Here is a 15214-nt window from a genome sequence, read left to right on the forward strand (position 1 = left end):
ATTTGATGAGTTATCGTTCTAAAACCATCTGTGGTAAAGTGGTAGTGGGAATTCTAGTGACAAGAAGGGAAGATGGCTTTGTTTTACCCTTTTGAAATGGAACAATATCTTGAAACATTGTTGGGAGAACGGGATCCACTGCTTAAAGAAATGGAAGAGCAGGCTCTGAAGGAAACAATTCCGGTGGTGACGCCGACGGTCGGAAATTTCCTTAACTTACTTGTACATATGGGCAACGCAAAGGCTATTTTAGAGATCGGGACGGCGATCGGATATTCCACGATTTGGTTAGCCCGTGCAGCGGAAAAGACTGGTGGGCATGTCACGACGATTGATATGAATAAAGATCGGCGTGCTCGAGCGCTTAAATACTTTGAACGTGCAGGTCTTCAGGATTGTGTCACAGCGTTAGGAGGAGATGCTCGTAAGATCTTACCGACGCTAGATTCAATGTTTGATTTTGTTTTCATCGATGCTGCCAAAGGAGAATATCTAGAATACTTGCATCTTATTTACCCGTTAATTTCACCTGGAGGGGTACTGGTGGTGGATAATGTACTTTTTCGGGGGTGGGTGGTCCCGGGAAGTATTTTTGTGGAAAAATATGACCGAATGGTGAATGGACTTCGCCAATTCTTAGAGGACCTTTGCCAGAATCCTGACTTTACCACTACTGTTTTACCGTTTGGAGATGGGGTGTCAGTCAGTCGGCGGCTAAATGCGATGTGAAAGATCTGATAGGGCCACTACTACGAGCCACGAGCAAGGAACTACGTAGCTAGGAACTAGGAGTAGGAGCTACGAGTTAGGAGCTACGAGTTAGGAGCTACGAGTTAGGAGCTACGAGTTAGGAACTACGAGTTAGGAACTAGGAGCTACGAACCACGAACTATGAACAAAGTAACTAGGAACAGAGCGAACAGCGAACTGGACAGTGGCAGGAAGGGCGTGATGAAGCGAGAATGAAAATGAAAATTCGTCATGGGGAGATTGATGTTCTAAGGGCGGTTGCGATTGTGTTGATGGTCCTCTTTCATTTTGTATATGATCTGAAGGAGTTTGCTGGAGTCAATATTGATTATCGGTCTCCACTTTGGTTTTTTATCGGAAAAGCTTCCGCCCTGCTTTTTATCTTTATTTCTGGGCTTTCAAGTGGATTTAGTAAATCCCCTGTTAGGAGAGGTCTGAAAGTGTTGTTCTATGGCATGGTCATCACGGTGGTAACCTATCTGTTCATGAAAGATGAGTATGTACGTTTTGGGATTCTACACTTTTTAGGCGTTTCAATGATCTTGTCTCCGCTTCTAGTCAGATTGTCATCACTGACTCTTTGGGGTCTTGCTGGTTCTTCGACTGTTCTCGGATTCTGGTTCAAAGAACAAGTGCTAAACACAAGTCTTATGCTTCCATTTGGCCTTATGTACGATGGGTTTGCTTCCATGGATTATTATCCCCTTTTTCCGTATCTTGCTGTGACCATTTTAGGAGTCCTGGCTTATCGATATTTCTACGCTGAGCGGACGGAACCACTATTTCCGTTTCAACAAGATTCTGCAGGGATTCAGTGGTTGAGTCGAAATTCCTTAGGTATCTATTTAATCCATCAACCCATACTTCTGGTTATGATCTTCCTTATTAATCGTTTGTGAGGAGCAATAATTAATTGATTCTACATAAGTGCAATTTTTTGTGTCCCATTTAATATTACTTAAGGGGGGATGAATTTTGACCATGTTTGTACATGAGCATTTAATGCAGGCGGTCTATTTTGCTCCGCGTGGGAGGAGACGTCTTTTATTTTTAGGAACAAATATTCAACAACGCTATCTAAGCCCTGAGGATAAGCTAATCGGGTTTGTGGGAGATGCTGGAGCTGGAAAATCGTTGCTCATTCGAGGCATGTTTCCGGGCCTAGAACTGACCAATGATGACGATGGAATTAATATTCGGCCGTTGCCGTTGATGGAGGATGCTGATCGTGGGCATTTCCGCTATCATACCTACCATTTGGATGTCCGTTTCGAGTCCGCTTTTACTCAGCCTTGGAAAATCGCCGAAGCTATTCAGAAGGCAATAGCGACTGGACATCGCGTGGTCATCGAGCATTTTGACCTGGTCTATGCTCAACTGGGGACTAATGCTGAAGTATTGATTGGCGTAGGCGAAGAAGTGATTGTAACTCGTCCGACTGTGTTTGGTCCAGAACCACATAGCATTGCGGAGATTGTCTTTGAGTCGATTAAGTATCGGCGAATGGCTCACAGTGCCGAGGATATTACATCGATGATCCTAGAGGAAATGGGTTTGGCAAAGCCCGAAGTGCACAGTGACATAAAACACGGTTTTGTCTTGGAACTTCCGGAAAAACCGGACATAGATTTAGACTTAGTGGAACAACGTGTTTTAGATATAATAAAGGCAGATTTACCCATATGTTTTGCCGATGACGGGCACATTCGGGTTGGAGAGATGCTTTACCCTTGCACAGGTGCGCGTATCCATATTCGGCGAACCAGCGAAATTAAAGGTTTCCACTTACTTAAGGAATTCCGGTTCGATTCGATAGCAAAGCTTTATACTATAGCGGGTATTGTGGGAGAAGAAACGATGCCGACTCGTTCCATTGATTTGTTTGGAGGGCGCGACCAAACTATTTAGACACTCGTCCATCCTGGGACCTCGGATTGGTATTTCTTGTTTTAATCTGGTAGACTAAAATATCTGATACTTCGTGCAACTAAAGTCGGCGAGTTTTTAAGGTGCGCAGCCCGTGACTGAAGTCAGGGACTTTCGGCTACGCTATAGTAAAAGACTTAGGTGAAAGAAAGGTTAGGTTATGAATATGCAGCGTACTCATGGCAGGGCTTATGATGAATTACGGACTGTTAAAATTTCTCGGCAGTTTACAAATATACCGGAGGGTTCAGTTCTTATCGAAATCGGAGAAACTCGGGTTCTATGTACCGCTAGCGTAGAGGAAAAAGTACCTCACTTTCAAAAAGGCTCAGGCAAAGGATGGGTCACTGCAGAGTATGCGATGATTCCCCGAGCCACTCAAGCCCGGACTCAACGTGAGGCGACCAAAGGAAAACTCACTGGGCGTACCATGGAAATTCAACGCTTAATCGGTCGTGCACTGCGGTCTGTAGTTGATTTAAAGAAGCTTGGCGAACGCACAATCTGGCTGGATTGCGATGTTTTGCAGGCGGATGGTGGAACCCGTACGGCGGCTATTACTGGAGCATACGTTGCCTTAGTTGATGCGGTTCAGTTTTTGATGGAAAAGAAACTTATTCGCACTAACCCCATCTTGGATACCCTTGCTGCCATCTCTGTGGGTAAAGTCCAGGGACATGCGATTCTGGATTTAGCGTATGAAGAAGATTCAAAAGCGGACGTAGACATGAATATTGTTATGACTGGTGCCGGGAAGTTTGTGGAAATCCAAGGGACGGCGGAAGAAACCCCCTTTGACCGAGCAGATTTGGATGCGTTCTTGCAACTTGCCGAAAAAGGGATCCGCACTTTAATGGAGGTCCAGAAGTCTGCCGTGGAAACGACCGCATGAAGATAATACTTGCGACTCAAAACCAGGGAAAGGTACGAGAACTTCGAGAACTGCTTGTGGATGAGGAGATTGAAGTTCTTTCTTTACTGGATATCCCAGACTGGGAAGATGTGGAGGAGAATGGGGTAACCTTCGCAGAAAATGCTGCAATCAAAGCCAGAGAAGCGGTTCGGAGAACGGGACTGATTGCCCTTGCCGATGATTCGGGTTTGGAAGTCGATGCCTTAGATGGTGCGCCAGGCGTATATTCTGCGCGTTATGCTGGGGAGCCTAAAGATGATGAGCGCAACAATGACAAACTACTACATCTCTTAGAAATGACCCCAGAGAATAAAAGGACTGCGCGTTTTCGTTGCGCCTTAGTTATGGCAACGCCTTATGGTGAAGAATATCTGACAGAGGGCGCAGTGGAAGGGCAAATTCTGACACAACGCCGCGGATCGGATGGATTTGGTTATGACCCGCTCTTTTATCTGCCTGAGTTTGCTCGCACGATGGCCGAACTAACCTTGACTGAGAAAAATACGCTAAGCCATAGGGCACAGGCATTTCGTAAAGTGATTCCGATTCTGAGGACTCTTGCTAGAGGCACAAGTTCCCAAGGCAAAATATAGAGGGTTTATGAGTAAATTCAACGTCGCAAAAAAACTTTGAATTTCTTCTTGACGAATAGGCTGGGATGGGCTATACTAATCAAGTCACCGTTTCGGGGCATGGCGCAGCTTGGCTAGCGTGCCTGGTTTGGGACCAGGAGGCCGGGGGTTCGAATCCCTCTGCCCCGACCATGATTTTCCCAATTATCCTCGGTTGATGGTACCCTGGGTTAACAATCGTAATCCTTGAACTGCGCCTGTAGCTCAGTTGGATAGAGCATCTGCCTTCTAAGCAGGTTGTCGGGGGTTCGAATCTCTCCAGGCGCACCAATATTTACAAATTTTTATGGTGGGTGTGGCGAAGTGGTTAACGCACCGGTTTGTGGTACCGGCATTCGTGGGTTCGAGACCCATCATCCACCCCATAACTCAAAAATTACACCGAACGTATCGTTCGGTGTTTTTGTTGTGTCAAAATCCTTCTAGAACTGCCTTAGTAGATCAAAAAAGCTTGGCAGGCACCATATTTTAGCGAAGAGCACAGTTGAGTTGATAACTGTTTTGCTACATAAGATTTATAGATACTAACTGATAAAATAAATAATGAGAGGGTTCTTGTGAAAAGGAGGATAATTATAGTCAACGTGGAATATTGTGGGGTGAGAGGTGCCTTTAACTAGTTAATCCATTGGACGATATTTAGTTTCTAACGGAATAGGAGTGCATCCTGTGTGACGTTTTTTCAAACACAAGCTATAACAGAGAAATACGAAAATGCCATCGATAAAATTATAGCTTACAATAATTTCAAGCAAACTAGTAAATTAGCTATTATCTTATTCTCGGTTAACTTGATATTGCTTTTTATTGACTATCTTAATAATCTGAATGGTCTCTGGATTATTATAAATGGTTATAAATTTCTATTTTATGCGCATGTGGCCTTAGGCTCGCTGACACTCTTTTCTATTTTTATTTCCTATTGGATTATTGCTAACACCGCAAATGACATAACATTAGTGCATAAATCCTATGTAATTTTAGTTGTCTTTTTGATGCTAAGCCTGGCAGCTGTAATATCTGGTTGGATTGATCAAAGGATTCATGGACAAATTACCGTTTACGTAGTAGGATGCTTAATCTTAGCTGTAATGTATAATTTTAAACCAAAGGTTACAGCACTTTTGTATGGATTATCCTGGCTTGTGTTTATAATTTCATTATCTATCAGTCAAAAGAATCCGATTCTTCTGCAAGCTCACTATGTAAACACATCTTTGGTTGTTTTATGCTCATATTTTCTTTCGACAGCACTCTATAAATATAGACGACAGGATTTACTACATGCGTATTATCTAGAGGATCTAGTCAAAGAGAGAACGCAGGAATTACAAATAGCTAATGATTTACTTACCCAAGAAATCTTAGATCGGAAACTAGCAGAAATTGAGATGGCGCGGCTTGATAGGCTAAACTTAATTGGTGAAATGGCTGCAAGTATCAGCCATGAAGTCCGAAACCCAATGACAACAGTTAAAGGTTTCTTGCAATTGCTGATGAACAAACAAGAGCAAAAGGATAAAGAGTTCTTTGTTCTCATGGTAGAAGAACTAGACCGTGCAAATTCTATTCTTTCGGAATTTCTGTCCATCAGTAGAACCAAACTAACGTTGCTTGAATGTCACAATATTAATGATATCGTCACTTCCACCTTGCCACTCGTCCAAGCGGACGTAAGCAACAATGATCAATTATTAAAGATAGAGCTTAATATAGTGCCGAATTTACCACTTAACATACAGGAGATACGCCAGCTATTGTTGAATCTTGTTCGTAATGGACTTGAGGCAATGTCTAGTGGCGGACAGTTAAGCATCAGAACATTCTCTACTAACAGTGACGTAGTATTAGCTGTATCGGATGAAGGTAGGGGTATAGAACCGTATGTGCTAGAAAAATTGGGCACCCCATTCTTTACAACTAAAGAACAGGGCACGGGTTTAGGGTTAGCCGTTTGCTACGGTATAGTTTCGCGGCATAACGGAAAGATAAATGTTGAGAGTAGTCCCCAAGGATCTACTTTTTATGTGAGCTTTAAACTAAGCAGCTAATAAGTAACTAAGAATGTTTCTAGATTGTTCGTCAAGATTCTGAAATGCGCTCTCTAGAATAGTTTCGTCGTATGGTTACTATGTGTCGATATCCTTCTCAGACTGCTCTCCGATAAGAGAACAGATGAGTAGGATTTTTGTGTTTTATGGATTTAATCTCCCAGGGGGGATAGGCAGTTTACGACATTTTTTTTGGTACGACCCCCTTAAAAATGATCACTAGCTCGTAAGAATATTATGAAAGGGTTAGAACAAGCCCGAAAAACGAAGTAGAACCCAGGTCGTTTCGATACATAATTGAACGACTAAAAAGAGGAAAGAGGTAGAAAATGATTAAGATGAAAAAACAACTTGCAGTTGCAGTAACGGTTGCCTTTTTGGCATTACCAATCAGTTCAGCACTAGCTCAGACGATCACTCCTGATACTCAAGTAATGGTAGCAAACACAACTACAACAGTAACAGCTACAACGGTACATGAGGTAGCAGAAGAAGCGGTTTCGGCCTATGAAGATGCACCGATCACTACATTAGTAGAAGTAGCGAAAGCTGAAGGCTTAAAAGCAGCAGCGGTTACAGCGGTGGCAGAGGTAAACGATGAAGACACAAATGCAGCTTTCGAACTTAGGATAAAAAACCAAGCAACAGAAATCGCAAAAGCAAAGATTGCACTTCAGGTAGAAGCAGCAGAAACAGCAATCTCGGCCTATGAAGCAGCACCAATTACTACATTAGTAGAAGTAACGAAAGCTGAAGATTTAAAAGCAGCTGCAGTTACAGCGGTAGCAGCAGTAAGCGATGAGGACACAAATGCAGCCTTCGAACTTAGGGTGAAAAACCAAGCAACAGAAATTGCAACAGCAAAAACTGCACTTCAGGTAGAAGCAGCAGAAGAAGCAGTCTCGGCCTATGAAGCCGCACCAATCACTACATTAGCAAAAATAGCGAAAGCTGAAGATTTAAAAGCAACTGCAGTTACAGCGGTAGCAGCAGTAAGTGATGAGGACACAAATGCAGCCTTCGAACTTAGGATAAAAAACCAAGCAACAGAAATTGCAAAAGCAAAAACTGCACTATCTGCACCGGTTGTAGACGAGGATGGCAATGAAATTCTTCCAGCCACTCTTTTCAGTGATTTGATCAATAAACTCCAACTTGCCTTGACATACGACCCAGCACGTAAAGGTGAGTTAAACCATCGTCAAGCACTTAAAAAGTTGTCACAAGCCCATCAATTTGTGAAGGATGGAAATATTGAAGCTTCCGAGGTCTGTTTAAATGAGTACACAGATAAAATCGCTAAGGCGCAGGCATTCCTGCTTGAAGTTGAAGATACTGACTCTGAAACAGCTAAAAATCTTGCTATAGCATTAGCGAATGTTGAAGCAAAGAACATTCAGGTTTTGGGCAATTTAGTAGACAAGCTTCCTCCTCAAGCAGCTCAAAAATTAGCACTTAATGTCGTACGAACCATGGAAAAAGCTGTCGATAAGATTCAAAAAGAAGAAGAAAAGGTCGCACTAGTGACATCAGTGCCTAAGGTCGAAACTGAAAAGACAATTATGGATAACGAAACTAAAGCTGCCTTAGAACAATTCAGAAAATCCGTCAATGAAAAAAGAAAGATTTACATTGAAGATAAAGACCAAAATCACCAAAACGATCAGGATGAAAATGTAGCCAAACAGACCAAACCAGAGCAAGTAAAGCCAGAAAAGCCAGAAATGGATCGGAACTCTTACCAAGTTAACCAAAGCGATAAAGCTCATGTAACAATTGTCCCAGTTAAAGCACAAATGGCCCCAACTGTTCGGTCGTCTGACAATAATAAAGATGACTTGAACAAACAGGGAGACCGTGACAAAGACAACGGTGGAGACAATAATCGTCGGGATCATAAATAATAGGAGAGTTGAGTTGAAGATGCAAATCCGCTAATGAATATGAGCGCGGTTCCGGCAAGTTCGACCTCCGTATCTTAGTTGGGGCGGGATCCATCCTTGGATCCCGCCCCGCTTATGAAGGCAACAAGTTTTCTAGAATAAAGCTGTCTCAAAATAATAAAAAAGTCATTTTTTGAAAAGACAGCTCCTTTTCAGCAATTAAGTAAAATAAGAGTGTAAAATCATCTTGCAGAATTGCTGATTTTACACTCTTATCTAATTTTAGGAACACCAAAAAGGAGGATTCTATGAATCTCTCAAAACACTTTCTTAATGAGGGTCTCAGCAGATTAGGGATGAATATGTAGGAGTCAATGGCATTTTAGAGTTGTGCGCCTGGGCATATCGGCTTGTATGAGAGAAAACATCAGCTGTTTCTTTGTGGAGACCATATACTAGATGAAATAACTCCGAATATAACCTTTTGGGGATTTGAGCAGGACATTTTAGCGATCTATTTCGAGAACAAGGAACCATAATAAATTATTAGGAATAATATGGTAATGAAATAAGGGGTGATATTAATGATAGCAGGCTGTAGATTTTGGAGTTTTACTCCTTTGTGGCTCATTCAAAGTTATTGGATTGTTTGGCTGGTGTTCTCTTTTGTAGTTTCTTTTGTACTAGGAGCTGTCATCCTGCGTAATTGGGAGACCGTTAATTGATGTATACGCTCTGGTTAGGAGGGGCTTCTAATGAATAGTATTCCAGTTCAAAAATCCAAGAACACTTATCCGACGGAAGGTAAGTATTGGGGAGTATGGTTACCAGTACCCACTATCATTGCGATTATCAACTCGACTTTCTGGATTTGGTTAATTTCTAAAACAGTAGGTCTTACAGAAGCGCCTAAAACAACTGAAAGCGAAAATGCCGTAATTGAGCAGTTTTAAGTAAGGAATGAGTGTTTTTTATGAGGGGGCCATCAAGTCCGTATATGTTCATGCAACAGTATCTTGAGCAGTACCTTAACAGTATTTCTTGGCGTCCTCAATCAATTGCAGAACGACAATATATCGAAAAGATCAAGCATGCTTTAGCAGAGCAACAACGTAAGTTTTATGTGAGAATCCTTAATCCACTTAATTTATCTCCACTTTCAGTAACGTTCTGGTTTCCTGTTATTCCCAGTCTGGCGATTGGTGTATCAGTAACAAATTTGGGAGAAGTAGATATTTATATTAGACAGGCAATGGACCCAACGTTTGCCAATATATTTTCGGCGTTTATAATCCTTGAGTTTCATGTGCCTTCTCCGCTCGCCTTATTAATCTTGGCTTCCTGTTTGGGACTTTATCTTACTGGTAAAATAAATAAATTGCTGGAAACCTTAAAAAAAGAATTATTAACGGAACAAGAGGAAAGGCTCCAGGCTTTAGGAGAAGAAGAACTTGACTTTTTGTCGACGCAAGCATGCTTAGATTTAGAAGGAAAAATATTAGAGACTATAGCCGAAGAAAAGCATAGGTCAATCATCGAAGCCCTAAATCCGTTTAAATTAGCCCCTATTTCGATGTCAATTTTTTTCCCGGTTTTTAAAGATCATACGGCCATTGGTGTAGTGTTCCATGATCTTGATTACCTAGCGATAGCTGTCTTACAAGCTCTTGAACCTAATGATAAGATGTATAGTATCTTTAGGTTTATTCATGCTCAAGTTCCTTTTTCTCTAACTTTATTGGTAATGTTTCTTGCCATTCACCTCTTTCTGAGTGATGAAATTAACAAGATCGAACAAGGAGCTCGTGAAGAAGTTATTAACGAAGTCAAGGGGAGTAGTCAACAAATGAAAAAGAATTATTAGGTTTAAAATTATTTACGGATAACATTAGTAATGGATGGGGGGACTTTGGATATGTCTCTATTGGACTTGTGGTTATACGGTGTTACATTAGGGGCACAGCCATTTTCCTATTTTGGTACAATCCTATCGTTAAGTGCCTTTATTTTTACTGTGTATGTAATCATCGCCGTTAAACAAGTAATTGATAATAAAAAACAGCGTTTGTTATGGTAAATTAAGTTTACTCTTCTGCTTTCACAGGCTTAGTTAAGTCTACTTGAGACATTTGTTCGCCCAGATTCCCTTCTTCTTTTACCTCGACAGTAACTGATAACTTGCCATCTCTTATCTCGGGTTTAATCTTACTGGACGCTCGGATAATCTCCAGGCTAACATTCTTTTCTCATCCTTAGGTAATTTTACTGTCAAATGATGGGTAGGAAGTCGGATAACCGTGTAGTACCTATCGGAGCGATGTAAAATGGGTTGCTGTGGACATTCGAAGAAAGACCATCTGGGGGAAATACCTTGAATTTCCAAGATGGGATTGTATTAAAAATTGAGGGAATGACTTGTGGACAGTGCAAAAGTTCAGTTGAGAAGGCGTTATTGAAAGTTCCTGGAGTTACTCAATAAACTAAATTTATAGAGTATTTTCCACTTTGCGATAGGGTGTCATGGTCCTGAGGGAAAACCTCAAATTTTAAGTTTCTAAAATCTTAATAAATTACGGAGGGTCGCATATGAAAAAAAGCGAAGCCGTTCAGGAAAGAAAAAAGGTAAGGTCTAGGTACATAGTGCATTTCCAGTAAACTCCCCATAATCTAGAATAGAAAGAGGGGATTAGATCAATGGACAATATTTATTCATCGCTTTCTAATAGCACACCTCCATTGCCTGGGACGAATCCTTGTGAGCTTGTTTCTTGTGAATGTTTTTCTAAAGAACCTTTAAGTTTGGGTCTTACCATTTTTGCTCCGGTTAGTTCTGTACCAGGAAGCGCTTCGTTTTTCTTCTTACAACCACTGTTAACGGGAAAGATATTTGCTTCGGTGGGTGTTCTTATCGTAGCTCAGATTTTCCTTTTTCTTGCTGATAGATTTTTTGGACATGAATTAAAGCCAGTTCAGAAAGGTACTATTATATCTCCTGAACAAACTGTGAGGATGTCTTTAAGTGATTTGCAGGATTTTTTGGCCTCGGTGTCACGCGGCAATGTCCAGCCTTCAACCAGCACATCCGTTCCTTCAACCAATCAAGCTGTTACTGGGATATTTCCCCTTGAAACACCGGAGATTCCCCTAGTAGTTGGTTTAGCCGTCTATGGCGATTTTACAAATAAACCTTATTGTCCGGCTGTCTTTCTTCTTGTTAATTTATTTACGTTTCCAGGCGTGCGAGGCGCCATACCTTTACTGATATTAGAACTTTTAACAACTATATTTGTCAGGTCGGTCGTGCCTCCAGAAACGACTGGTGCCAAACCATTGACTGCCCCAGCTTCAAATAGTAAATTACAATCAAAATCACTGCAATTTTCACCGGAGGATTTATTGAACTTATTGAACCGATTTGGCAAACGCTTTGGAGCTTAACGTTTGTTCCATGGCTCTACTATACAAACGTGTAAATAAAGTGGGAACACCCAAAGACTGTAGTACCCCCTGTTGTCAAGACATACTTTTCAAAAGTTAAGCTAATCAATATGTATTGAATAGAACAAAAGAGAGAACGACGGATATGGCGTAGCCAAGCGTCATCTTTTTTATCTCCTCAAGGCACGTTGTTTCATGAATGGTGTGATGCCATTTCCGCCTGCCAGTATGAACGCAGCCTTAAGACAATGCTGATACCTGGATGAATATACCGTTAATTGATCGGTTTCTAAGGGCAAGGGTCATGGTTTAGATAGCTACATGACAGGAAAGGTAAGATGTGGTACATTGAAGACAGAACGGATGATTAAGGAGTGAACTAATGAAGTCAGAAGTAATAATGTATACTGTTCCCCCTTGACCAAACTGTTTTCGCGCCAAGCGATTCCTTACGGGTAAAGGAATTTTATTTACTGAGAAAAATGTTCTAATTCCTAAAAACTTCAAAGAAAGGTTAAAAGTGACCGATGCACTTGGAGGACCTGTAACCGTTGTGGGAGAGCGAATTCTGATGCGTTTCTCGTCTGCTGAATTCGAGGAAGTCTTCCAAGATTTCTGAGACACTGTGTTTATTTCTTAATGAGGGGGAGAGATGGTGAGCAAAGTTAAGCCAGATGCTAATGACCTGCGCCGCTTTATCGGGTATATTATGATCACCTTCATGAGCGTATTTCTATTTTTGCCAGTCATCTGGTTTATCCAGGTATTTTCACAGAACCCTGGAATTTATTCGCGTTGGGTCATCTGCTCAGCCTTTCTTATCATTTTCAATATCCTGTTTTATTACTGGAGATACCCTCTAGATTGGTTAAAAAATCTACTGGCGTTGGTCGGAATTAATCTCGTGGTCTTAATCTTTGAATATTTTTGGTTGCTTCAAGGTATAGGATAGATTAATCCAGAGGTCCAGATTAATCCATTGGAAAGAGAATAACAAAAAAACTTGTCTTATTAATAGAACTATGATATTATTGCTCGTGTTGCAACAATTATATTATGCGGGAATGGCGGAACTGGCAGACGCACTGGATTTAGGTTCCAGCGGGTAACCGTGCAGGTTCAAGTCCTGTTTCCCGCACCATAATTTGTCTTAAAACCCGCTATTCATGCGGGTTTTCGGTTTTTTATAGTGGTAATTTTAAACAAAGGTGAAGCAATGAACGCATTAGCCAGAACAATATTCTTTGGTAAATTCGGTGAGCTGCGCGAACGCGCACTTCAGGACCAACTCCAACGGGCCAGTGCTCTTAACATAATAATCAATGCGATCAGCGTGTGGAATACGGTTTATTTGAACAAAGCCATAGAGTTTAGGAAGGGCAAAGGAAATCTAAAAGAGGAGCTGCTGAATCATATTTCGCCTCTTGGATGGGAACATATTAACTTCCTGGGCGAGTATAAGTTTGATTCAAGTCAAATGACAACGTTAAATGCCTTACGACCTCTTAAATACAGAAATGAGGATATCATCTGAAAAACGTATCGATTAAATTTTCTGCACCAATTTCACATTTGAGAAAAGCTACAAAACTTTTGGTGGCAGGAGAAAATATCTTGTTCTTATGATAAATAATATTAAACATTCGATAGAAACCTAATTCTTCTATTGGAATACAGACAATTCCCGAATTACTGATAACCGAAAACCCAGAAACTATAGAGACTCCTAAATTGGCACTTACCGCTTGTTTAACTGCTTCAGTATTATTTAATTCTAAAACAATACTTACCTTTAACCCATGGTTGGCAAGGATATTCTCGATAATTGATCTAGTGCTTGAACCGCACTCTCTAAAGATAAATTGTTCGTTTTCTAAGTCTTTTACTTGAACGCTGGCTCTGTTAACCCACGGATGCTTATCGGAGACAACTAAAAATAATTCATCTTTCAGCCATGGTTCTACATAGAGCTCTGGAGGACAAATTATTTCTTCTCCGACGATGCCGATATCAAGTCTATTTGTATTCACCATCTCTACTATTTTTTGACTATTGGCTATCTCTAGTTTAGGTAGTATTCCAGGATAAACAGACTTGAATTTACCTAAAATCTTAGGTAATAAATAGACACCCGGAGTTGTGCTTGCGCCTAATAATAACCGACCTTTGTGGCAGCCTTTAAGTTCTTCGATGGCATGAACACCTTCGTCAATTAAGGAAAAAATCTTTTGAGAATAAAGAAAAAGCGTCGTTCCAGCCTCAGTTAAAACTATATTCTTACCCAGTTGCTCGAAGAGACTGACCGCAAGGTACTCTTCGAGCTTTTTCATTTGCATAGAAACTGATGATTGGCTTGTATAGAGTTCTTCAGCAGCCCTCGAAAAACTCAGGTTATTTGCGACGCTATTAAAAACCATTAGATGATTCGCGTTGATCACAGGTAACCACCACCTATCTCCTTTTAATATAGATATTATATCATTTATATATTTTTAATATAGCACTAATAAGTATATGATTAAACAAGAAACTTTCATTTGACAGGAGCATGAAGACAATGTTAAACGACGCGAAACTTAAACTTACTGAGATGGTTAGTTGTGCAGGTTGAGCAGCTAAAATAAGTCCTCAGGACTTAGCGCAGGTTCTGCGCCAATTACCACAAATTAATGATCCTAACATTTTAGTTGGCACCAACACTGCCGACGATGCTGCTGTATACAAGGTAAACGATTCCCTCGCCATTGTGCAATCAGTGGATTACTTCACCCCTGTCGTGGATGATCCCTATACATTTGGTTTAATCACAGCCGCTAATTCATTAAGCGACATTTATGCGATGGGTGCTCAGCCCCTTTTTGCCCTAAATATTGTCGGCTTTCCTTCGAAGAAACTTTCCATGAATGTGCTTGCGGAAATTTTAAAAGGTGGAGCCGCGAAGGCGGCTGAAGCCGGGATTAGCGTTATCGGTGGCCACACGATCGACGATCCTGAACCTAAATATGGAATGGTCGTTACGGCAGTCATTGATCCATCTCAGGTAGTCACCAACGCTGGAGCTAAAGCGGGGGATATGCTCGTCTTGACCAAGCCTTTAGGACTGGGGATCATAACCACAGCTATGAAAAAAAGTCTTGTTAGCCCTGAGGTTATGGCTGAAGCGATTGAGATCATGAGTATCCTTAATAAGCGTGCTGCTGAAGCTATGGTTAAAGTCGGCGTTAACGCTTGTACTGACATTACGGGTTTTGGATTTCTTGGACATTTGCATGAAATGGCGAAAGCAAGCCGTCTGGGGGCAAAGATTTTCCTGTCTGACGTGCCGGTGATCCACGAGACATGGAATTTGATTAAGAATAATTCAGGAGTCGTACCCGGCGGCACACGGAAGAACTTAGATTTCCTTAAAGGAGACCTAATTATTAACCCCGACATATCTGAACACGATTTGCTTGTTCTGGCAGACGCCCAGACCTCGGGAGGTTTATTGATCTCAGTAACTGAAGAAAAGTTGCCAAACCTTCTCCAAGAGCTAAAAGATGCTGGAGTTCAAACAATCGCTACCGTGGGTAAAATGGTTCAGGACGATTTATATAAGTTGGAAATATCTAAATAATCGAG

General features: G+C 41.2%; 16 protein-coding genes, 4 tRNA genes and 1 pseudogene. 19 read left to right on the forward strand and 2 right to left on the reverse strand.

Annotation, left to right across the window (positions count from 1 at the left end):
• Window positions 1–78 precede the first annotated feature (78 nt).
• The 13 genes and pseudogenes from E4K67_RS01230 to E4K67_RS01290 all read left to right on the forward strand — a co-directional run bounded on the left by E4K67_RS01230 (window position 79) and on the right by E4K67_RS01290 (window position 10019).
• Window positions 79–729, forward strand: a complete 651-nt coding sequence (locus tag E4K67_RS01230; RefSeq protein WP_135545134.1) for an O-methyltransferase — start codon at window positions 79–81, stop codon at window positions 727–729.
• 233 nt (window positions 730–962) lie between these two features.
• Window positions 963–1649 carry a heparan-alpha-glucosaminide N-acetyltransferase gene (locus tag E4K67_RS01235; protein WP_135544599.1) on the forward strand — a complete coding sequence of 229 codons (687 nt, stop codon included), beginning with the start codon at window positions 963–965 and terminating at the stop codon, window positions 1647–1649.
• An 82-nt stretch (window positions 1650–1731) separates the two neighbouring features.
• Window positions 1732–2658, forward strand: coding sequence for an alanine-tRNA synthetase second additional domain-containing protein (locus E4K67_RS01240; RefSeq protein WP_135545135.1), 927 nt, complete (start codon window positions 1732–1734; stop codon window positions 2656–2658).
• A 184-nt stretch (window positions 2659–2842) separates the two neighbouring features.
• Window positions 2843–3568 carry a ribonuclease PH gene (rph, locus tag E4K67_RS01245; RefSeq protein ID WP_135545136.1) on the forward strand — a complete coding sequence of 242 codons (726 nt, stop codon included), beginning with the start codon at window positions 2843–2845 and terminating at the stop codon, window positions 3566–3568.
• The gene (locus E4K67_RS01250) at window positions 3565–4182 is read left to right on the forward strand and encodes an XTP/dITP diphosphatase (RefSeq protein WP_135544600.1); all 618 of its coding nucleotides are present in this window, start codon (window positions 3565–3567) and stop codon (window positions 4180–4182) included. The genes rph and E4K67_RS01250 overlap by 4 nt, the downstream gene beginning before the upstream one ends.
• Window positions 4183–4275: 93 nt before the next feature.
• Window positions 4276–4353: transfer RNA gene (locus E4K67_RS01255), tRNA-Pro, on the forward strand.
• 61 nt (window positions 4354–4414) lie between these two features.
• Window positions 4415–4491 (forward strand) — tRNA-Arg (locus E4K67_RS01260).
• A gap of 19 nt (window positions 4492–4510) precedes the next feature.
• Window positions 4511–4586: transfer RNA gene (locus E4K67_RS01265), tRNA-His, on the forward strand.
• A 306-nt stretch (window positions 4587–4892) separates the two neighbouring features.
• Window positions 4893–6272 (forward strand): ATP-binding protein, encoded by a 1380-nt coding sequence (locus E4K67_RS01270; protein ID WP_135544601.1) that lies wholly within the window; start codon window positions 4893–4895, stop codon window positions 6270–6272.
• 329 nt (window positions 6273–6601) lie between these two features.
• Window positions 6602–8176 carry a DUF5667 domain-containing protein gene (locus tag E4K67_RS01275; RefSeq protein ID WP_135544602.1) on the forward strand — a complete coding sequence of 525 codons (1575 nt, stop codon included), beginning with the start codon at window positions 6602–6604 and terminating at the stop codon, window positions 8174–8176.
• Window positions 8177–8550: 374 nt separating this feature from the next.
• Window positions 8551–8682: pseudogene (locus tag E4K67_RS30440) on the forward strand (MBL fold metallo-hydrolase); the annotation flags it as partial.
• Window positions 8683–8910: 228 nt separating this feature from the next.
• Entirely contained in the window at window positions 8911–9108 is a 198-nt protein-coding gene (locus E4K67_RS01285) for a hypothetical protein (RefSeq protein WP_135544603.1), read from the forward strand.
• Window positions 9109–9128: 20 nt separating this feature from the next.
• Entirely contained in the window at window positions 9129–10019 is an 891-nt protein-coding gene (locus tag E4K67_RS01290) for a hypothetical protein (RefSeq protein WP_206752165.1), read from the forward strand.
• 220 nt (window positions 10020–10239) lie between these two features.
• Here the strand turns inward: E4K67_RS01290 and E4K67_RS29590 are convergent, their stop codons facing one another.
• Window positions 10240–10386: a Ger(x)C family spore germination C-terminal domain-containing protein gene (locus E4K67_RS29590; protein WP_158408390.1), complete on the reverse strand. Its 147-nt coding sequence runs from the start codon at window positions 10384–10386 to the stop codon at window positions 10240–10242.
• A 140-nt stretch (window positions 10387–10526) separates the two neighbouring features.
• On the opposite strand from E4K67_RS29590, the gene E4K67_RS31420 reads away from it, so the two are divergent.
• The 5 genes from E4K67_RS31420 to E4K67_RS01320 all read left to right on the forward strand — a co-directional run bounded on the left by E4K67_RS31420 (window position 10527) and on the right by E4K67_RS01320 (window position 13127).
• Window positions 10527–10634 carry a heavy-metal-associated domain-containing protein gene (locus E4K67_RS31420; RefSeq protein WP_199242428.1) on the forward strand — a complete coding sequence of 36 codons (108 nt, stop codon included), beginning with the start codon at window positions 10527–10529 and terminating at the stop codon, window positions 10632–10634.
• A 215-nt stretch (window positions 10635–10849) separates the two neighbouring features.
• Window positions 10850–11593 carry a hypothetical protein gene (locus E4K67_RS01300; RefSeq protein ID WP_135544605.1) on the forward strand — a complete coding sequence of 248 codons (744 nt, stop codon included), beginning with the start codon at window positions 10850–10852 and terminating at the stop codon, window positions 11591–11593.
• Between the two features lie 652 nt (window positions 11594–12245).
• Window positions 12246–12545: a hypothetical protein gene (locus tag E4K67_RS01310; RefSeq protein ID WP_135544607.1), complete on the forward strand. Its 300-nt coding sequence runs from the start codon at window positions 12246–12248 to the stop codon at window positions 12543–12545.
• A gap of 106 nt (window positions 12546–12651) precedes the next feature.
• A tRNA-Leu gene (locus E4K67_RS01315) sits at window positions 12652–12734 on the forward strand.
• 21 nt (window positions 12735–12755) lie between these two features.
• Window positions 12756–13127, forward strand: a complete 372-nt coding sequence (locus E4K67_RS01320) for a Tn3 family transposase (RefSeq protein ID WP_338031837.1) — start codon at window positions 12756–12758, stop codon at window positions 13125–13127.
• On the opposite strand, the gene E4K67_RS01325 is transcribed toward E4K67_RS01320, so the two are convergent.
• On the reverse strand, window positions 13120–14031 hold the full coding sequence (locus tag E4K67_RS01325; protein ID WP_135544608.1) for a LysR family transcriptional regulator: 912 nt from the start codon (window positions 14029–14031) through the stop codon (window positions 13120–13122). The genes E4K67_RS01320 and E4K67_RS01325 overlap by 8 nt on opposite strands.
• 119 nt (window positions 14032–14150) lie before the next feature.
• Here E4K67_RS01325 and selD point away from each other — a divergent pair, with 119 nt between their 5' ends.
• Window positions 14151–15209, forward strand: a complete 1059-nt coding sequence (gene selD / locus E4K67_RS01330; protein ID WP_135544609.1) for a selenide, water dikinase SelD — start codon at window positions 14151–14153, stop codon at window positions 15207–15209.
• Window positions 15210–15214: the final 5 nt, after the last annotated feature.

It is taken from the genome of Desulfosporosinus fructosivorans, from assembly GCF_004766045.1.
Taxonomy (GTDB): Bacteria; Bacillota; Desulfitobacteriia; order Desulfitobacteriales; family Desulfitobacteriaceae; genus Desulfosporosinus; species Desulfosporosinus fructosivorans.